Below are 18087 nucleotides of genomic sequence, written 5' to 3'. Positions count from 1 at the left end.
CTTATACTACCTCCGTATTCATTTGGTCCGCTGGCTCGATTATTCCATCATTATTGATAAACTGATTATCACCTGATAAAGCACCAATCAGTGCCCCGCGAATAATAATCCCTAGCAGCTTTCGATCTTCACTAATAACTGCTACAGGAATCGATGCAGTGGATACTACATCAAAAAGCTCAGTCAACACAGTATCTGGCGAAATCATTGGAAGATTAGAGATTAATACTTCTTCGAGTGACTTATCTGTTTCTGAAGCCGCTACCGCATCCTGTGCAGTTACTGCTCCCATTAAACGATTACTTTTATCTACCACATAAATAGAAGAAATTCCGAGTTGTTTCATTAAACGAAGGGCAACGCGAGGTCCTCTGTCTACCTGTACTGTATCTGCTTGTTTCATAATGTGTCCCGCCGTTAATACTTTCGCTAAGTCGACGTCTTCAACGAAGCGTTCTACGTATTCATTTGAAGGGCTCATCAATATCTCTTCTGGTGTACCAATTTGCACAATTTCTCCGTCTTTCATAAGTGCGATACGGTCTCCAATGCGAAGGGCTTCATCTAAATCATGGGTGATGAAAATAAATGTTTTACCCATATCGCTATGAAGCTGCAGGAGTTCATTTTGCATATCTTTCCGAATAAGGGGATCTAGTGCACTGAATGCTTCATCCATTAGTAGTATATCTGGATCATTGGCTAGTGCCCTTGCAAGTCCCACACGTTGTTGCATTCCACCGCTCAGTTGGTTCGGGTATTGATCTTCATATCCAGCAAGACCAACAAGCTTTAATGATTCGACCGCTTTTTTTCGGCGCTGATCTTTTGGGACTCCTTGGATTTCCAAACCATATTCGGTATTCTCAACAATTGTCTTATGTGGAAAAAGAGCAAAATTTTGAAAAACCATGCCTATTTTTTTTCGTCTCACTTCTCGTAACTGTTCTTTATTCATTTGCACAATGTCTTCGCCATCTAGCAAAATTTGCCCCACGGTCGGATCGATTAAACGATTTAACATCCGAACTAATGTGGATTTACCGCTTCCAGATAGACCCATGATGACAAAAATTTCACCATCATACACATCAAAAGTTACATTTTTCACGCCTACTGTTGCGCCGGTTGCTTTTAAAATATCTCCTTTTGACTTTCCTTCTTTTAGAAGCTGTACTGCTCGCTTCATGTTCTTTCCGAAAACCTTCGTAGTATCTTTAACCACGATTTTTTTCTTGATACTTTGTTCGTTCATATACACACTCCTAACTGCTCATAATAAATGAACACCTAATCATTATATATGTAATATGTTTGTAAAACAACAGTAAAAACTTTTTTTATAGTTTGTACAGTAAAAACTGTATAAAAAATATTTAAATAAATTGCTTTTTTTTCATGGATATAATACATTTAATTTAAATTTAGAGGGATCCCAAAATCCCTTAAAATTTAAATGAAGCCTCCGGCGGATGTCATAGATTTTGAAGAGAGTTAATTGCGATGGCGCAATTCAAAATCTGGGCACAATTACGCCGAGACGTAATTGATTTTTTGTCAGCTAGTGTAAACGAGAAAAGCTGATTTTTAGTGGAGGGAAGACGTAAATGGAAGGTTACGAAAAACTCGAAAAAGCACGGGAACGTATTATCGAGACAATTGCACAAAATATACATCTCTACGGTTTGGTACCTTCTGCAGGTAGACAGTACGGAATGATGTTTTTTCAAAATGAACCACTAACATTAGATGACATGACGGAAAAGCTTGGAATGAGTAAAACAAGCATGAGTACATCCGTTAGAGCTTTGTCTGATTTAAAATTAGTCGAACGCGCATGGAAAAAAGGAGTTCGAAAGGATTTATATAAAGTATCAGATGATTGGTATCAAAGCTTTATCGATTTGTTTTCGATTAAATGGCGGAGATCCGTTACCCTTCATTTAGTTGCGATAAAGAAGTCATTAGCTGAACTCGAGCAATTATCAACGGATCCAACAGCTAGCGAGGAATTATTAGAAGAAGTCCAAATCGATATTGAAAAACTAAAATATATTAAAAATTATTATGAGTGGCTCGAGCGTTTGGTAGATGTCTTTGAAGATCAAAAGATTTTTGACCTTGTACCAATCATGAACGATTCAGATAACAATTCGAAAGACTGAACAATCGAAAAAGGTACTGCCGAAAAGAAAACTTTTCTAGCAGTACCTTTTTTCATTTCATCCCGCATTAACAGCAAGTCAAGACTCCCACTTCAAGATTAAAGAAAAGCTAAAAGATAAGTGGGAGATCAACTGGTGGCATGCGCCCGATGAAATGAACCCAGACTAAGGACGCAACATCGTGTTGCTCCTGCGCAAAGCTCGTCGCAAAATAAAAGAGCGTTTGCAACGTCTGTATGACCCACGTCGTGTGGGTCACAACTAACAATCAGTGGGGGCTGACGGGGACTAAAAGCGCGACGTCTATGTCGCAACGTCCCAACTAGCACGTCCTGTGCGTCGAAAAACCCCCACTGATTGAAGTTTCACCTTATATAAAATAATCCACCGTTTATAATGTCAATTTTAATCTTTGCTCCGTATTGTTCTTCCATTGCTTTTTTCTCCAACTCATAGCATTCCGGCTTTTCTTCTACCTCTTCGTAAAAGTGCTCTAAAATCTCCTGATCTTTTTGCCATCTACTTTTTGCTTCTTCTGCCCATGCGTGATCTTCCTGTTGTATCAGATTTTCAATTACAGTATCTAATCTATCTAGTGCACGAAGAGGCTTAATAATATAAGGTAAAAGAAAGGCCCTTTCTGACTTTTGATCATCCAACTCCTTGGTAGCGATCGATTCCTGAAAACCATTTATAACCTCACCAGTCATTAAGTTAATACCTAATGAATAAAGCATTTCCTTCGTTCGATCACAATAATACGATACTTTATAATTCACCCCTAGCCATGGAGTTAATATAGGTCTTGTTTCCATGTTATTTAATATTCGTTCATACATTTGTACGCAAGCACCAAGCTCTCTTGTTGTATGAAAGATCTGACTTAGTCTAGGAGAACCAAAATGCACTACCTCTCCTTTCATATTCTTACTAACCTTCGTTTGATCTGTGATTAAAGTTAATTGAGCCGGGTCCGGTACACCGTTTGTATTCTCTATATACTGCCAATGAAAAGGGCGATTCATAATTTTTTTGTCCATATCAACTGTTAATTGAACAGTCATATAATGCTCATTACCCTGCACTATTTCACAATTATTTTCCTTGAAAAACTTTTGTAAGTAATCGTGAACTTGTTGTGGATACATAATGATCCTCCTTAAATTGTCTTTTTAAAAGTTGTCAGTATATCGTCCAGCTCTCCTACTACTTTTTCAAAGACATCTAATTTAACATAAAGTAGTTCCAATATATCTTTTTCAATCGTATTTTCAATCGCTAAATTGTAAATATGAACATCATGTTCTTGTCCTAACCGATGGACACGTCCGATTCGTTGCTCTAGCTTCATCGGATTCCACGGCAAGTCATAGTTTATGACGTGATGACAGAACTGAAGGTTTATCCCTTCCCCACCAGACTCAGTAGCGATTAACACTTGGAATTTTTCTTTAAATAGATGCTTCATATATTCTCTTTTACTCTTATTGAATTGCCCATTAAAGGGTACACTTGTTATGCCTTTAGAATTTAAGTACCACTGCAGGTAAACTTGACTGGCCTTATATTCCGTAAAGATAATCACCTTATCATTTGCTTGGGAGATAATCTCATACACTTTTTCTGCCTTCGAGTTTATTTCCAATGTCATTAGTTTTTGAATAATATGATCAACGAAGGCAATTTCCTCTGGAGTAGTACAGTTTTGCCGCATTTTATTTAACGTCAAATAGGTCGCTTCTTTGCTGCTACACATTTCCTTTTGCAAAGTAATCATCGAAAATGCACCAGAAAAGACTGAGGAGACATTTTTAAGTTCCAATATCAAATCATAAACTTCTCTTTCTTCTTTCGTAAATTCGATTGGTATAGTTTGGACACGACGACTTGTCCATTCAATACCTGTCTCTTCTCTTCTATTCCTTACCATTACTTGATTAACTAATTCTCTTAAGTATTCATCATGTTCTAGACTATGTTTACTAGCAGAAAACGAGGATTGAAATGTTTCGTAACTACCAAGATGTCCCGGCTTAAGCAACGAAATAAGATAAAATAGTTCAAATACATTATTTTGAATAGGTGTTGCTGTCAATAACAAACAAAACTTTTTCTTCAAGCCTTGAACAAACTCGTAAATTTTCGTTTTATGGTTTTTAAGTTTATGTGCTTCGTCAATAATAATCATGTCATAATTCTGTGCATATATAAGTTCTTTGTGAGGGCTTTTTTTGGCAGTATCCATACTCATCACAACTACATCATAGTAATCGATGGAGGTATTCTTTCTGTAGCCAATTGCAGGAATGTAAAATTTATAGTTCAATTCTTCAACCCATTGATTGATCAAAGAAGCTGGTGCCAAAATCAATACTTTCTTTACTAGTCCACGAATAAGATATTCCTTCAATATTAATCCTGCCTCAATTGTTTTACCTAGACCCACCTCATCTGCAAGAATTGCTTTTCCATTCATTCTACTAATGACCGTTTCTGCCACTTCTAATTGGTGTGCGAGAGGTGTTAAGTTTGGTAAATACTTAGGTGATTGGAGTCCAGAAAAATCCGTGATCAGATTGTTTTTTACTGCTTCGTAACTCATCTTATATAATGTCCAATTATCCCATGGTTTCTGGTTTTCTAATCTACTTATGAAACCATCTTTCCATTCAGATGATCTTTCTATTATCATAAATCTCACCTCATGTAACTTTCTTTTTCCTCTTAGAGTGTCCAAAAAAGAAGTACCTATGTTCATTTAAGAGAAATAAATTGACTAATAAAAAAAGATGCAGATTTCTCTCCATCTTTTTGCTTTTTATTATGTGGTTTTATCCTGAGTATCGTCGATAATCCCTATTTGAAAGCCTTCTAGACTCTTTTCACGACGCGCATTTTTTTGTCTGATAGCCTCTCGTTCCTCACCACTGTTATAAGCCATTAATTCTTCAGCTGCTTCCATGTTGTCTTTTGTGTTCATTACCATATCTTGAAGCTTTTCTACATTATCAGAACGATTATCTGGCTTTAAAGTGTTTTTACGCATTTTTTTCCTCCTAATGTACAAATATGAACATACGAGAATTATCGTCCCCATTCAAACTAAAAAAATGCTGTACAACCATTAATAAAATATCGTTATAAATAGAATGAATTAAATGAAGAATTTAGGAGAAGATAGAAATGGAAAAACACTAGGAGGCGAAAATGATATGTCGATGGAATGGTTTAACAGAGTAGCTAGTGAGCTTCAGGAACAATTGGAATCCATTTGTGAGGAATATGACAAACGTGGACATATGAGTATAAATAAAGCTTCCAAACATCCACGAATGGAGTTTTTTGTAGAAACAGAGGAAGAGGAAAGAGAATATTTCTTTACTCTACATTTCGATCCTTACAATGAAGAATTTTACGAAGAAAGTTTTGATACAGTACTTCACCAACCTATTAGAATAATGTTAGATGACATAACGGATATAATGGAAATAATTCATGAAAGCTTCCATGAATTCATGGAAGAAGATGACGCTGATTACTATGATTTAGAAGAGGGATACGAAGTTTTAGACGATGAAATTACGCTTGAAGAAATTGATGTTGAATGGGAAACGCCAGAAGTTACCGCTTTCCAAATCGATGATAAAATTGAAGTAACTTATCAATTTGGTATCGACAGTGCAAATGGTGATGGAGTTCTACGAAGAGTTAATCGTATTTGGACGGAAGACTCCGAGTACTTCGAAGACGAAAGTAACTTTAGCTTTAAAAAAGAAGAGGGCAGTACAATCATCGCTATGATCGCCAGCCATCTGGATCAAATGGTAGGCTATGAAGAAATTATAAACGAATAATTTAAAAAGCATCTCTTTGTAGAGGTGCTTTTTAATGCAATGATTTAATAACTTTTATTGGTTTTAAATTTTTTTAAAAAAAGTATTGCTTTTTTCATGAAATGTGTTGTATACTATATCTTGTCTTCAATAATATTTCGGAGGAATACCCAAGTCTGGCTGAAGGGATCGGTCTTGAAAACCGACAGGCGGGTCATACCGCGCGGGGGTTCGAATCCCTCTTCCTCCTCCATTTTATCTTCAAAATTTATTATATTATTATCGCGGGGTGGAGCAGTTCGGTAGCTCGTCGGGCTCATAACCCGAAGGTCACAGGTTCAAATCCTGTCCCCGCAACCAAATGGTCCCGTGGTGTAGCGGTTAACATGCCTGCCTGTCACGCAGGAGATCGCCGGTTCGATCCCGGTCGGGACCGCCATTTATTATTTTGATTTGAGATTTAGGATAAGCAAGTGTAGCTGACGAAGAGATGCTAAGCTTAGCGTAAATCAAAGCGGCTCAGTAGCTCAGTCGGTAGAGCAAAGGACTGAAAATCCTTGTGTCGGCGGTTCGATTCCGTCCTGAGCCACCATAGTAATGCGGGTGTAGTTTAGTGGTAAAACCTCAGCCTTCCAAGCTGATGATGAGAGTTCGATTCTCTTCACCCGCTCCAATAATATAAATGTTAACCCTTTGCGAGTATTTGCTCCTGAATGGGTTATTTTTTTTTGACTAATTATAAGAGTTAAAAACTCTTTAACAACGGAGATCATGTTATGTTTTCTAATAAAACGATTGATGCTTCAGCAGGTTCGATTATTATGGCCTTTGGTATATTTCTTCTAGGTGCTGTTTATCAATTTCCATTTTTAAATAGTCATCTAGCTTTAGCATTATCAGGACTTTTAGTTTTAGTTTGGCTTTTTATGCTCTTCGCATTTTTTCTTTCCTTGTCAAAAAGAGATTATCGGAATAGCTTAGTTAATTTACCTATTAAAAGCTTTGGCGTCGGTACTTGGATTGCAGCATCTTCTGTTATCGATGACTTAATCATACAGCGGGCTCCTGCTCTTCTATCGATTGTTCAAGTATTAGCGTGTGCCAACTTAGTTTTATGGATAGCTTTTATCGCTTTGTGTATTCGACAATGGAAAACAATTATTGCTAACAAAGAGACCAAAAATACTCATGGCGTTATCTTGCTTTCCACCGTTAGCACTCAGTCAATCGTTGGTTTATTGGTGACTACCTTTGGACCAGCTTTCCACCCCTCATTAATGATTGCTTTCATTATGTTGGGGATTTTGTTTTATGTGTTTTCTATTACTTTAATTGGTAGTCGTTTTGCTTCACAATGGCGGGATATCCACGAATGGAAAAACACTGATTGTATTATCCATGGAGCGATTTCCATCACTGGATTAGCTCTGGTGCAATCGGGGAGTTTTTCTCTGGTAACAATCCTGTTCGTATGGTATATCGTACTTTTTTTATTTGGTATAGTTGAGACAGCGGAAATAATAAGAGGTATTGCAAGAATTCAAAAATATGGCTGGCAAAAAGGAATTTTTACATACCATATCACTCAATGGGCAAGAAATTTCACATTTGGCATGTTTTATTTCTTTACATTCAATTTAGTGCACACCTTTTCATCTTCCAGTAAACCTTTGTCTTTTCAAAATCATTTCCTCCATTTTTTAGGATGGATTGTGTTAATACTCTTAATCGTAGAGCTATCCTTGTTTTTAATATTCATTGTCACAAAAACAAATCCCCTTGCGATAGCTAAAAAAATATAAACCATTGTTTCAACGGAAACAATGGTTTTAACTTTTGGAAGAAGATAGTGAAAAGGTAAAATGCTTGTCGTCTGAAAATTCTCCGTCCACATAGGTACGTTCTGCAAAAGTTACTTGATTGTCATTATCCACTAACAAGACTGTGGAGCAACGAGTACCGTAATTAGGCATTTTGATAAACAATGCCGATAAACTTCTCTCTAGTTCAATACCGACCCCTGTATTTGGCAGTTCCTCATCTAAGGCAATTTCCGCATCTGTCATAATGGCAAACAATTCTTCTAATTGGACTTCCTTTTTCTTTGAACTGTATGCTTTCAAATTCTCCCTTCCCTTTACTACCTTTGGCCATGACGTGTTCAAAAACTTATTACTCAACCCATGTGTTCCTGGCTGAATCTCTGTAATTTCACCTTCTATATTGTTATAATAGTAAAGTTTTTCTGGATCACCTACGATCAAATTGAATCCGTTGTACTTTTCTTTTTCCCTATCCAAATACTTAAGATACTCTTCTGATGAAAGACTACATGCCAAAAAATTTTGTACAATTTCACCACGCGAAGTCTTCCCATCTGTCATTTTAGTTGGATTTCGATAATTTGTTAATGCCGCAAACTTTCCTTCTTTTGTAATGCCTAGCCAAGTTCCTAATCCTACTAGATCTCGTCCAGCCAATAAATTTGGAGCATCCTCCCAAAAATGTGCAGGCTCCGTTTTCCGATTATAAAACTCATCCCGATTAGCTGCTAAGATTAGTTTATAGTTTGGATGGTTGTGGAATTGAAAATTAATTAAACACATTTATACTCCTCTTTTCTCATTTCATTTTTCTATTTAATAATATTTAGTAGTCATCTTATCAGATTCCTTATATAGTTATCACTATACATTACTTCAAACAGAAGGAGGAAAAGTTTTGGTATCTTCCAAAGATGTAGCAAAACACGCAGGCGTCTCCCAAACGACGGTTTCACGTGTATTAAATTCTCCGGAATTTGTTAAAAAGCCTACCTTTGATAAAGTTATGAAAGCGATTCATGATTTAAACTATGTCCCCAATGGACATGCACGCTCTCTCGTACAAAATAAAACGAGTACTATTGCGCTTTTATCAGGACCACTACATAATCCATTTTTTGTCGACACGACATCCGCCATAGTTCATTATGCCAATGAAATGGGATACCGTGTTAACGTACAATTCGTGAATGATGAAAAGTTAAATGAAGCATACGCAACTGCCATAGAACATAAAGTGGACGGCGTTATATTATCCTGTATATTATTAGACGATCCGATATTCGAGAAGCTTACTCGAATGGATATTCCCTTTATTACATACAATCGAAAACACAAAAATAATGAGCATTTTGTAGAAATAGACAATTTCAAAGCGGGTTATTTAGCAGCACAGCATATGATCGAACAAGGTCATACAGCGATAGCATGGGTTGGTGGAACATTAACTGTGAGCACCTTCAACAACCGCTACCTTGGATTTCTTCAGGCCATGAAAGATTATAAATTATGTTTACCCGAACAATATATCATTAATACGGACGCATCTAAGCAGGCAATTACAGATGCTTTTCATAAATTAATGAAGCTAGAACATCCTCCTACCGCTATTTGTGCGGGTGCAGATTCTCTTGCTTTGTTTTTAATAGATGTGGCAATTCAAGAAAATTATACTGTTCCACAAGATATTAGTATTATTGGTATTGATAATGTTGATATAAGCAGCCACGGTTCAATTCAACTTACAACGGTCGGCAGCATTTCCGAACAAAATCTTGGTTATTTGGCTATCCGCGAATTAATTGAAATGATTGAAAATAAAAAAAACAGTTGCATACAAATCACCGAATCTGTTAAAGTGTTTCATAGAAGTACGACACGGAAAAATTAAAACAGACTTTTAAAGGTTTGTTTTAATTTTTTAACCAAAATGAATACGTAACCATTTTTATATTTTTATCGGAAAATGGTTACGTATTCATTTAGTGAAACTACTTCATATATTCATCCGTTTTTGTAAGGGGTTTCATTTTATTTGTAAGGGGAGAAATTAGTTTATGAAATGGAAAGATCGGAAATATGGGGAAGAGTCACCATACATACCAGCAGGACCTTTTAAAATTCGTTTACCTTTTATTCATTATCGCTTCGAGTGGCCTGACTATGTACAAGGTCTACTTATGTGTGCGGTTGACTTGTCGGCTATTCCACTTTTAATCGAACTATTAGGAATGCCGTTTGAAGTTGCTTTAGCAATTGTCGTTTTAAATGGAGTCTTCTATTTATTACATCATTTACTTGGTGATCCTGCTGTGCCAGGATGGATTACTCCAGCAATTCCCTTAATCATGTTGTATTGTCAGCAATTCCCTGAAGGACCTGAACGCGTGCATGCACTTATCGCATTCCAGATGACGCTAGGAATTCTTTCCGTTTTCTTGGGTGCAACAGGTTTAGCCGCAAAAGTTGTCGGGATTATCCCTTCAGCGATAAAGTCAGGGATTATTCTCGGTGCAGGGCTTGCAGCTGTCATTTCGGTATTTCAAATTGGGGGTAAATTTGAAAGTTTCCCTTGGACCATTACAATTGCAATTGGAATTGGATTCTACCTATTATTCTCAAAACATTTTGCTCTTTTCCAAAATCGTAACCCGTTTTGGGGAACGATCGCTAAATTGGGGATTTTCCCAGTTATTATTATAGCAGTTGTGATTGCGCCATTATTTGGTGAGGCAGCTTGGCCAACGATTCAATGGGGCTTCTCATCTCCAGATTTCATTACGTTGTGGAATGAATACACAATCTTTGGTATAGGATTCCCACCCATTATGATGTTTATCACAGGATTGCCTACTGTACTTGCAGCCTATATCGTATTATTCGGCGATGTACTGCAAACCAAAGCTTTAGTGGAAGATGGGGCAGCATCACGTCCTGATGAAAAAGTGGAGTATAGCCCAAGTCGCGCGCATTTAATTTTCGGTATACGTAACAGTGTCATGAGTATTTTAGGACCAGACGTAACGATGAGTGGTCCATTATGGTCTGCTATGCAAGTAGTAATGGTTGAGCGTTTTAAAAAAGGCCGTAAAGCGATGGATTCATTCTTTGGAGGCGTTGGTTCATTCCGTTGGGGTACAAATACAGGTTTACTTTTATTGCCTATCGTGAGTTTAGTTGAGCCCATTTTAGGAGTTGCTTTAGCCTTAACAATGTTAATTCAAGGATATGTAAGTGTAAAAGTCGGAATTTTAGAATCACGCAGCCAACGTGACTTAGGTATCGCGGGTATTATCGGTGCTATCCTTTGCATTAAGGGTGCTGCATGGGCATTCGCGGTAGGAATCTTACTTTGCTTCTTAATTTTTGGTAAAGATTTCTTCAAGGGTGAAGTTGATCAAACATTTTCAAAAGATCAGCAATCAGATTCAGAAAAAGTATAACTTGAGAGGATGATTCGATGAACAAGCAATATTACGTAAATGGTGAATGGAAGTCTTCAGAAAAGACTACAGAACTAAAGTCGCCACACACAAAAGAAGTCATTGCTCACATACCACAAGCGACTCGTGAGGAGGTAGAACAAGCAATAGAAGTAGCTGATTATGCTAAAAAACGAATGGCTGAGCTTACTGCCTATGAACGTGCTGCTATTTTGGAGCAAATCGCTCAATTGTTTGCTGATAATCGTCAAAAAGCGGCAACAATTATTTCGTTAGAAGCTGCCAAACCCATTAAATATGCATTAGGTGAGATTGACCGCACAATTGAAACATATAAATTTGCAGCGGAAGAAGCAAAACGGTTGACTGGTGAAATGATTCCGATGGACGCTGCAAAAAATGGAGCAAACCGTTTCGGTTATACGATTGAACAGCCAATAGGGGTAGTTGGTGCCATTACACCTTTCAATTTCCCGCAAAACTTAGTTGCTCATAAAGTAGGACCTGCAATTGCAGCCGGTAACACAATTGTATTGAAGCCAGCATCACAAACTCCCCTTTCAGCATTATTTTTAGCTGAATTGATTGATCAAACAGCTTTACCTAAGGGTGCCTTCAACGTCATTACAGGTAGTGGTAGAACGGTTGGCGATGCTTTAGTAGAAAGCGACAAAGTGAAAATGATTACGTTTACGGGAAGCCCTGCTGTAGGCATCGGTATTCGTAACAAAGCAGGTTTGAAAAAAGTCGCACTCGAGTTAGGATCAAACGCTGGGCTAATTATCGACAAAGATGTTGATTTATCTCAGATCGTACCTAAATGTGTCACTGGTGCCTTCTCTAATCAGGGGCAAGTCTGTATTTCTTTACAACGTTCGTATGTAATGGAGGAATTATTTGATGAATTCATTGAACAATTCGCTAAAGCTACAAAGGAATTAGTTATTGGGAATCCACTCGAGGAAACGACGGATGTCTCTGCGATGATTCATCCAGGTGAACAGGATCGTGCCGTGGATTGGGTGCAAGAAGCGGTTCAAAATGGTGCTGAAATTGTAACAGGCGGGAAAATCGAGAATGGGGTTTTCATGCCAACTATTTTGACGAATGTATCCCCTACTTTAAAAGTCTCTTGTCAGGAAGTATTTGCTCCAATCGTTGTAGTTAACCGTATTTCCTCTGTTGAAGAAGGAATTGAAGCGATCAATGATTCAAACTTCGGTCTTCAAGCGGGAATCTTCACGAACGACATTCAGACAGCATTCAAAGCTTCCAAACAATTAGAAGTTGGCGGTGTTTTGATTAATGATATTCCGACATACCGTGTAGACCAAATGCCATACGGCGGAGTAAAAGAAAGTGGTACGGGTAAAGAAGGCTTAAAATATGCCATTCATGAAATGACTGAAACAAAACTAGTGGTTTGGAATCACAACTAAGGAGTGAACAGCATGTCCGAAAAAATTACATTCACACCATTAAGTTATACTGGCTGGGATTCACTATCTCACCTACTGGATGAAGTAAATCGCTTTAACGTGAGTAAAATTCTTGTAGTTACAGATCCATTTTTAAAAGATATCGGATTAACCAATACAGTCGTTGAACCTCTGGAGAACGCTGGATACTCTACTGAGATTTATACAGAAGTCGTACCTGAACCCCCCCTAGCAATTGGAGAAAAGCTAGTTGCATATACGCGTGACAACGAATTTGATATGGTGATTGGTGTCGGTGGAGGTAGTGCATTAGATTTAACAAAACTGGCAGGTGTATTAGCTTCGCATGAAGGTAATGTGGCTGATTACTTAAACTTAACTGGCACAAAAAAAGTAACTAAAAAGGGACTTCCTACTATTTTAATTCCTACTACTTCTGGCACAGGCTCAGAAGTAACGAATATTTCGGTGCTATCACTGGAGACATCAAAAGATGTTGTGACACATGATTACCTATTAGCAGACGTGGCGATTGTAGATCCTGCTTTGACCATCTCTTTACCACCGAAAGTAACTGCTGCTACCGGGGTTGACGCTCTGACTCATGCAGTAGAAGCTTATATCTCTAAAAATGCGAGTCCTGTTTCGGATGCACTTGCTTTACAAGCAATCCGCTTAATCAGCAATGCTATCCGTACTGCTGTATTAAACGGTGAAGACAAACAAGCTCGTACAGATATGAGCTACGGTAGCTACCTTGCTGGTCTTGCATTCTTCAATGCAGGAGTTGCAGGTGTTCATGCATTAGCTTATCCGATAGGTGGTCAATTCCACATCGCACATGGAGACTCAAACGCTGTACTACTTCCATATGTAATGGGTTATATTCGCCAAAGTTGTGAAAAGCGCATGAAAGACATTTACGATGCGATGGGCTTTAGCTCATCCAACCTTTCACAAGAAGAAGCTTCTTATAAATGTGTAGCGGAACTAAAACGTTTAGTAGAAGACGTGAACATTCCCTCCACATTAAAAGGCTTTAATATTACAGAAGATGCACTAGAAAGCTTAACGAAGGACGCCATTGAGCAAAAACGTATTTTAGCACGTAGCCCGATGCCTTTACAAAAAGACGACATTTTTGCGATATATAAAGCAGCTTTCGATGGAACGATTGTTGAAAAATAAAAGAAACTCAAATAAACACCCAACTGAGTTGCTACTCAAATGGGTGTTTATTTTATCCTTCTATACGCGATATTTTATAAATTTGATTACTCAATGGCATCGCATGAGGAAAATTATAAAACTTTGGAAGAACAAGACCCACGTAGTCATCTAAGAATTTGTTTTCTTTTCTTTCTTCGATCAATACCCTGAATTTAGCCAGTGCACTTGCTTTTAAATTATCACTAATAGGAGATATGCTAATAGTCTCTATATGTTGTATAGTTGAGGTATTAGACCGCAGTACTTGTTCGACTTCTTTTTGATAATCTTTTGAATTTGTTACTTCTATCACTAGGTTTACTACTGTTATTACTTCGATCAATTGTTTACCTCCATGGATCAAATTCTGCGTACTCTATAATATGGAACCATAATACTATGCAAAAATAAGAAAATCAACATACTCAAGGAATAAGTGTTCTTATTAATGATCTCACGTATCGATATATTATCCAATAATGTACGTATTTCTGTTAAAATGAGTAGAGTTAAATAACTAGAACTGGAATGGTGAATAAACGTTGAAAACATTTAAAAAAATGTATATCGAAATTACAAGTGTATGTAATCTTGCTTGTAGCTTCTGTCCTCCCACTGCAAGGAAAGCAAATATCCTCAAGGTAGATAAGTTTAATGAAATACTCGATCAGATCAAACCACATACAAAATATATTTATCTACACGTGAAAGGAGAACCTCTTCTCCACCCTAGAGTCGATCAGTTATTAGATGCTGCAGATGCCAAAGGATTTAAAGTAAATATCACAACAAATGGAACACTTCTTAAAAAGAATAGACATAAACTGTTAGGTAAACCAGCGTTAAGACAGATGAACTTCTCGCTCCATAGCTTTGATGGACATGAAGGTTCCACCGACCGTGAAGGATACTTAGCAGAAATCCTTTCATTCGCAAAAGAAGCTGCAGCACAAGGGGTCCTCATCTCCTTCCGCTTATGGAATTTAGACCCAGTTCATGCAACAAGCGAACAAAAGAGAAAAAACCAAGAAACATTAGAAATCTTAGAAAAAGAATTCAACTTAGATTACAAAATTGAAGAAAAAGTAGTGCCTGGAAGTGGAGTTAAAATTGCGGACCGCATTTATATTAACCAAGATCATGAATTCCAATGGCCAAGCCTACTCGCACCAGAAGATGACGGCAAAGGGTTTTGTCATGCCCTTCGAAGTCAAGCAGCAATTCTTGTCGATGGTACGGTCGTACCTTGTTGTTTAGACGGAGAAGGTGTCATTGACCTTGGTAACATAAACGATAAACCTTTCTCAGAAATTATTGAAGGAGAAAGAGCTAATAATTTGTATGATGGCTTTTCTAGAAGAGAAGCTGTAGAAGAAATGTGCAGGAAGTGTGGATATCGGAAGAGATTTGGAGCTTAATGTCCTGACTAGTGTGTCATATCTATAAAAGATATGATGGTTCCCTTCTTGTCTGCTACTATCAAACCGTTTATGATGATAACGATGCCCACTGTCATTATTTTACTTGCAGCGATGCTTGCAGCAAATAACGAATATGATAAAAATAGGCAAGCCCTCCACTCTATCGAAAATGTTCGATGGACTGGAGGGCTATTTTTATACTTAATAATGTTGTTATTCTGAAACAAGCTGCTTTCTTCTACTTACATACACTTGATTCAATATCAATGCACCAAACATTTGAATAATCGTCTTCACGATAACCTGTCCTACAATAGCAAATGGTACAGCTTCCCAAGGAAGAAAATTAGCTCCAAGTGGGCTTAAGCCAATGATGACGAAGATCACAGAATCTAAAAATCCTCCGACAATTCCACTATAAAACACACGCCAAGCCATTGGCAGCTTTAACCTTGTATAGATTTCTGTATCCGCTGTTTCAGCGATAACAAACGACAGTGCGGATGCTACTACGATTAATAATGTGTCTCCAAGCATGAATGACACTAATGCAGACAAGCCTAAAGCAACAATGATAAATAAATAAGTTTTTGCTCTTCCGTATTTATTTTGAACAAGATCTCGGAAAATGAATGTCGCTCCAATTAGGAGCGTTCCCATTGGGACGATAAACACGCCTAACTGCAATGGCGCAAATGCTGCCGTTACCACATTAGCAGTGACGATAGATATTAAATAAAATAAGATTCTCATGATGTTACTCCTCAAGTAATTTTTTATAGCTTATACGCCTCTTTTATTTCCCCAAACTAGCGTATGAAGCTGTGGTAGTACTTTGACATCCCTTAATTCCTGATCCCCAACTACCCGGTCAATTAGCTCTTCGTACTTCTTTAGTAAATGGTTAACTAAGCTTGGATTGTCTGTAGTCGTGCTATCATCGTTTCCAACTTGGAAGTAAAAAGGAATCGCCGGATATCTAAGATGGACTTGCTTGGCATACTCATAATCTTCTTCATTAAAAATGACTATTTTGAGAGAAATATGCTGCTCGCTATTTCTATTGTTAAGCTTTTCGATGATAGAAGATAGAACAGAAAAGTCTGTGGTCATTCCGGAACTCGGAGGCTTTGGTGAAATCGTCAGTTCATCGATTTCATACAGCCACTCCTGCCATTTACTCCCTTGCGTCTCCACACCGATTTTTATGTTGTTAGCTTTTAGTAGAACAATTAGTGCCTCCAAATTTCGAAGGAGTACTGGATTTCCACCTGAAATGGTGACAAAAGAAAAACCATCTCCTCCAAGACGCTTCAACTCAGCCCAAATCTCCTCTGCGGTCATTTGGACAATTAGATGCTTTCCGCTACCATCCCATGTGAAAGATGAGTCACACCACGAGCAAGAATAATCACAGCCAGCAGTTCGGACAAACATTGTCTTTTGGCCAACTACCATCCCCTCACCTTGAATCGTCGGACCAAAAATCTCCATAACAGGTACTTTACTCAACTTCCATCCACTCCCGTCTTGCTTCGGCATAGCTTGTCGGAGTTTCATACAATCTGATAAATTCTACACGTGCCCCGTTATATCGTTGGCCCTCAATCAATGCTTCACTCAACTTCTCATAGATCCAGACAGCAATATTTTCCGCAGTCGTATTCATTGGTGGGAGCGTTTCGTTTAAATAACGATGATCCAAATAAATCTCTATTTTTTGTTTCCATATTTCTTTTAAATCGCCAAAATCTATCATCAGGCCTCGTTCATCGGTATATCCACTCACCCCTAATACAGCCCGATATGTATGACCGTGCAAATTTTTACATTTACCTTCATAGTTATGTAAATGATGGGCAGCATCAAAAGTGAACTCCTTGCTCACTAAAACTCGCTTTGCATGATACTTTAATTGACTACTTTGGATATCTTCCTCTATTTTTTGGAGCTTATCGACAATTCTAAAATCACTCATGCCTTAGGACTCCTTTTTAAAGCTTAAATACTCATCAAGCCCTCTTTGTCGTAGCTTACAAGCTGGGCATTCCCCACAGCCATCCGCCATTACACCGTTATAGCAGGTCAACGTTTTTTCTCGAACAAACTCAAGCGCTCCAAGCTCATCCGCAAGTTCCCATGTTTGTGCCTTGTTCAGCCACATGAGTGGTGTATCCACCACAAAAGTATCGTCCATCGCTAAATTTAAGGTTACATTCAAAGATTTAACAAAAATATCTCGGCAATCGGGGTAGCCACTAAAATCGGTTTCACAAACGCCAGTCACAATATGCTTGGCTCCTACTTGGCTTGCTAAAACCCCTGCGAATGAAAGAAAGAGCATATTCCGCCCAGGTACAAAAGTCGATGGCAATCCACCTTCTTCCCCGTCATCTACCTGTATGTCCTCTCGGGTTAATGCATTCGGTGCAAGCTGGTTTAAAAGAGACATATCTAGAATATGGTGCTTAATACCAAGCTCCTCTGTTATGGCTTTCGCACACTCAATTTCAAGGCTATGCCTTTGACCATAATCAAAAGTTACTGCCTCTATCTCTCTAAAACGTTCTTTTGCCCAGAACAGACAAGTTGTGCTGTCTTGGCCGCCACTAAATACAATGATTGCTTTTTCCTGCTTCATCTGTAAAACTCCCTTATAACGAAAAAACGGCACCCTAAAAAGAATGCCGTTTTCTCCTTAGTTTTTTAAAGAGGGTAGCTAAAAACCTCTTCCTTCATCTAGCTAATTATTCA

The 18087-nt window shown here is 38.0% G+C and carries 18 protein-coding genes, 5 tRNA genes, 1 pseudogene and 1 riboswitch; of the genes and pseudogenes, 14 read left to right on the top strand and 10 right to left on the bottom strand.

The genetic code is table 11. The features are described 5' to 3' along the window. Window position 1: 1 nt before the first annotated feature. Complete coding sequence (locus tag FG382_RS11915; protein ID WP_142539097.1) at window positions 2-1255, bottom strand: quaternary amine ABC transporter ATP-binding protein; 1254 nt, start codon at window positions 1253-1255, stop codon at window positions 2-4. Window positions 1256-1607: 352 nt separating this feature from the next. On the opposite strand from FG382_RS11915, the gene FG382_RS11910 reads away from it, so the two are divergent. Then, on the top strand, window positions 1608-2165 hold the full coding sequence (locus FG382_RS11910) for a GbsR/MarR family transcriptional regulator (RefSeq protein WP_142539096.1): 558 nt from the start codon (window positions 1608-1610) through the stop codon (window positions 2163-2165). A 365-nt stretch (window positions 2166-2530) separates the two neighbouring features. Here the strand turns inward: FG382_RS11910 and FG382_RS11905 are convergent, their stop codons facing one another. The 3 genes and pseudogenes from FG382_RS11905 to tlp all read right to left on the bottom strand — a co-directional run bounded on the left by FG382_RS11905 (window position 2531) and on the right by tlp (window position 5211). Beyond that, window positions 2531-3313 carry a YqhG family protein gene (locus tag FG382_RS11905; protein WP_142539095.1) on the bottom strand — a complete coding sequence of 261 codons (783 nt, stop codon included), beginning with the start codon at window positions 3311-3313 and terminating at the stop codon, window positions 2531-2533. Beyond that, a pseudogene (locus tag FG382_RS11900) lies at window positions 3261-4857 on the bottom strand (DEAD/DEAH box helicase). Before FG382_RS11900 ends, FG382_RS11905 begins: the two are co-directional and overlap by 53 nt. A 129-nt stretch (window positions 4858-4986) precedes the next feature. Then, window positions 4987-5211, bottom strand: coding sequence for a small acid-soluble spore protein Tlp (gene tlp / locus FG382_RS11895; RefSeq protein ID WP_142539093.1), 225 nt, complete (start codon window positions 5209-5211; stop codon window positions 4987-4989). Window positions 5212-5323: 112 nt separating this feature from the next. Here tlp and FG382_RS11890 point away from each other — a divergent pair, with 112 nt between their 5' ends. The 7 genes from FG382_RS11890 to FG382_RS11860 all read left to right on the top strand — a co-directional run bounded on the left by FG382_RS11890 (window position 5324) and on the right by FG382_RS11860 (window position 7800). Continuing rightward, window positions 5324-6019 carry a hypothetical protein gene (locus tag FG382_RS11890; RefSeq protein WP_308421253.1) on the top strand — a complete coding sequence of 232 codons (696 nt, stop codon included), beginning with the start codon at window positions 5324-5326 and terminating at the stop codon, window positions 6017-6019. 139 nt (window positions 6020-6158) lie between these two features. Then, window positions 6159-6251 (top strand) — tRNA-Ser (locus FG382_RS11885). Between the two features lie 30 nt (window positions 6252-6281). Then, window positions 6282-6358 (top strand) — tRNA-Met (locus tag FG382_RS11880). 3 nt (window positions 6359-6361) lie between these two features. Next, window positions 6362-6437 (top strand) — tRNA-Asp (locus FG382_RS11875). Between the two features lie 77 nt (window positions 6438-6514). Beyond that, window positions 6515-6590: transfer RNA gene (locus FG382_RS11870), tRNA-Phe, on the top strand. 7 nt (window positions 6591-6597) lie between these two features. Further along, a tRNA-Gly gene (locus tag FG382_RS11865) sits at window positions 6598-6671 on the top strand. A 103-nt stretch (window positions 6672-6774) separates the two neighbouring features. Beyond that, on the top strand, window positions 6775-7800 hold the full coding sequence (locus FG382_RS11860) for a TDT family transporter (RefSeq protein ID WP_142539092.1): 1026 nt from the start codon (window positions 6775-6777) through the stop codon (window positions 7798-7800). A 27-nt stretch (window positions 7801-7827) separates the two neighbouring features. Here FG382_RS11860 and FG382_RS11855 read toward each other — a convergent pair whose 3' ends face one another. Further along, entirely contained in the window at window positions 7828-8604 is a 777-nt protein-coding gene (locus FG382_RS11855; protein ID WP_142539091.1) for an NRDE family protein, read from the bottom strand. A gap of 115 nt (window positions 8605-8719) precedes the next feature. On the opposite strand from FG382_RS11855, the gene FG382_RS11850 reads away from it, so the two are divergent. From FG382_RS11850 to FG382_RS11835, 4 genes are all read left to right on the top strand, one after another. Next, window positions 8720-9712 (top strand): LacI family DNA-binding transcriptional regulator, encoded by a 993-nt coding sequence (locus tag FG382_RS11850; RefSeq protein ID WP_142539090.1) that lies wholly within the window; start codon window positions 8720-8722, stop codon window positions 9710-9712. A gap of 166 nt (window positions 9713-9878) precedes the next feature. Then, window positions 9879-11264, top strand: a complete 1386-nt coding sequence (locus FG382_RS11845; RefSeq protein ID WP_142539089.1) for a hypothetical protein — start codon at window positions 9879-9881, stop codon at window positions 11262-11264. Window positions 11265-11281: 17 nt separating this feature from the next. Further along, window positions 11282-12703, top strand: a complete 1422-nt coding sequence (locus FG382_RS11840; RefSeq protein ID WP_142539088.1) for an aldehyde dehydrogenase family protein — start codon at window positions 11282-11284, stop codon at window positions 12701-12703. A gap of 12 nt (window positions 12704-12715) precedes the next feature. Continuing rightward, window positions 12716-13891, top strand: a complete 1176-nt coding sequence (locus FG382_RS11835; protein ID WP_142539087.1) for an iron-containing alcohol dehydrogenase — start codon at window positions 12716-12718, stop codon at window positions 13889-13891. A gap of 52 nt (window positions 13892-13943) precedes the next feature. Here the strand turns inward: FG382_RS11835 and FG382_RS11830 are convergent, their stop codons facing one another. Further along, window positions 13944-14255, bottom strand: a complete 312-nt coding sequence (locus FG382_RS11830) for a hypothetical protein (RefSeq protein WP_142539086.1) — start codon at window positions 14253-14255, stop codon at window positions 13944-13946. A 199-nt stretch (window positions 14256-14454) separates the two neighbouring features. Here FG382_RS11830 and FG382_RS11825 point away from each other — a divergent pair, with 199 nt between their 5' ends. Next, window positions 14455-15330, top strand: coding sequence for a radical SAM/SPASM domain-containing protein (locus FG382_RS11825; RefSeq protein ID WP_142539085.1), 876 nt, complete (start codon window positions 14455-14457; stop codon window positions 15328-15330). A gap of 48 nt (window positions 15331-15378) precedes the next feature. After that, the gene (locus FG382_RS22650) at window positions 15379-15555 is read left to right on the top strand and encodes a hypothetical protein (RefSeq protein ID WP_170206501.1); all 177 of its coding nucleotides are present in this window, start codon (window positions 15379-15381) and stop codon (window positions 15553-15555) included. Here the strand turns inward: FG382_RS22650 and FG382_RS11820 are convergent. Genes FG382_RS11820 through queC form a run of 4 tightly spaced genes read right to left on the bottom strand, consistent with a single transcriptional unit; the run spans window position 15547 to window position 17974 of the window. After that, window positions 15547-16086, bottom strand: coding sequence for a VUT family protein (locus tag FG382_RS11820; RefSeq protein ID WP_142539084.1), 540 nt, complete (start codon window positions 16084-16086; stop codon window positions 15547-15549). The two genes, FG382_RS22650 and FG382_RS11820, sit on opposite strands and share 9 nt — an antisense overlap. 30 nt (window positions 16087-16116) lie before the next feature. After that, window positions 16117-16845 carry a 7-carboxy-7-deazaguanine synthase QueE gene (queE, locus tag FG382_RS11815; protein WP_142539083.1) on the bottom strand — a complete coding sequence of 243 codons (729 nt, stop codon included), beginning with the start codon at window positions 16843-16845 and terminating at the stop codon, window positions 16117-16119. Further along, the gene (gene queD, locus FG382_RS11810) at window positions 16838-17311 is read right to left on the bottom strand and encodes a 6-carboxytetrahydropterin synthase QueD (RefSeq protein WP_142539082.1); all 474 of its coding nucleotides are present in this window, start codon (window positions 17309-17311) and stop codon (window positions 16838-16840) included. Before queD ends, queE begins: the two co-directional genes overlap by 8 nt. Before the next feature lie 3 nt (window positions 17312-17314). Further along, a complete protein-coding gene (gene queC / locus FG382_RS11805) occupies window positions 17315-17974 on the bottom strand; it encodes a 7-cyano-7-deazaguanine synthase QueC (RefSeq protein WP_142539081.1) in 660 nt (219 codons plus the stop codon). 51 nt (window positions 17975-18025) lie between these two features. After that, window positions 18026-18069: riboswitch (PreQ1 riboswitch) on the bottom strand. Window positions 18070-18087 lie beyond the last annotated feature (18 nt).

Source organism: Psychrobacillus lasiicapitis (assembly GCF_006861795.1).
In the GTDB taxonomy this organism is placed as follows: Bacteria; Bacillota; Bacilli; order Bacillales_A; family Planococcaceae; genus Psychrobacillus; species Psychrobacillus lasiicapitis.
The sequence above is the reverse complement of the archived record's forward strand: the minus strand, read 5'-3'. Positions and strand labels throughout refer to the sequence as shown.

Bases quoted from the DNA above. Each gene is read 5' to 3' on its own strand.
- FG382_RS11905 (WP_142539095.1), bottom strand. From the start codon at position 3,313: ATGTATCCACAACAAGTTCACGATTACTTACAAAAGTTTTTCAAGGAA.
- FG382_RS11910 (WP_142539096.1), top strand. From the start codon at position 1,608: ATGGAAGGTTACGAAAAACTCGAAAAAGCACGGGAACGTATTATCGAG.
- FG382_RS11860 (WP_142539092.1), top strand. From the start codon at position 6,775: ATGTTTTCTAATAAAACGATTGATGCTTCAGCAGGTTCGATTATTATG.
- FG382_RS11835 (WP_142539087.1), top strand. From the start codon at position 12,716: ATGTCCGAAAAAATTACATTCACACCATTAAGTTATACTGGCTGGGAT.
- queD (WP_142539082.1), bottom strand. From the start codon at position 17,311: ATGAGTGATTTTAGAATTGTCGATAAGCTCCAAAAAATAGAGGAAGAT.
- FG382_RS11915 (WP_142539097.1), bottom strand. From the start codon at position 1,255: ATGAACGAACAAAGTATCAAGAAAAAAATCGTGGTTAAAGATACTACG.
- tlp (WP_142539093.1), bottom strand. From the start codon at position 5,211: ATGCGTAAAAACACTTTAAAGCCAGATAATCGTTCTGATAATGTAGAA.
- FG382_RS11820 (WP_142539084.1), bottom strand. From the start codon at position 16,086: ATGAGAATCTTATTTTATTTAATATCTATCGTCACTGCTAATGTGGTA.
- FG382_RS11890 (WP_308421253.1), top strand. From the start codon at position 5,324: ATGAAGAATTTAGGAGAAGATAGAAATGGAAAAACACTAGGAGGCGAA.
- FG382_RS11855 (WP_142539091.1), bottom strand. From the start codon at position 8,604: ATGTGTTTAATTAATTTTCAATTCCACAACCATCCAAACTATAAACTA.
- FG382_RS11845 (WP_142539089.1), top strand. From the start codon at position 9,879: ATGAAATGGAAAGATCGGAAATATGGGGAAGAGTCACCATACATACCA.
- FG382_RS11840 (WP_142539088.1), top strand. From the start codon at position 11,282: ATGAACAAGCAATATTACGTAAATGGTGAATGGAAGTCTTCAGAAAAG.
- queC (WP_142539081.1), bottom strand. From the start codon at position 17,974: ATGAAGCAGGAAAAAGCAATCATTGTATTTAGTGGCGGCCAAGACAGC.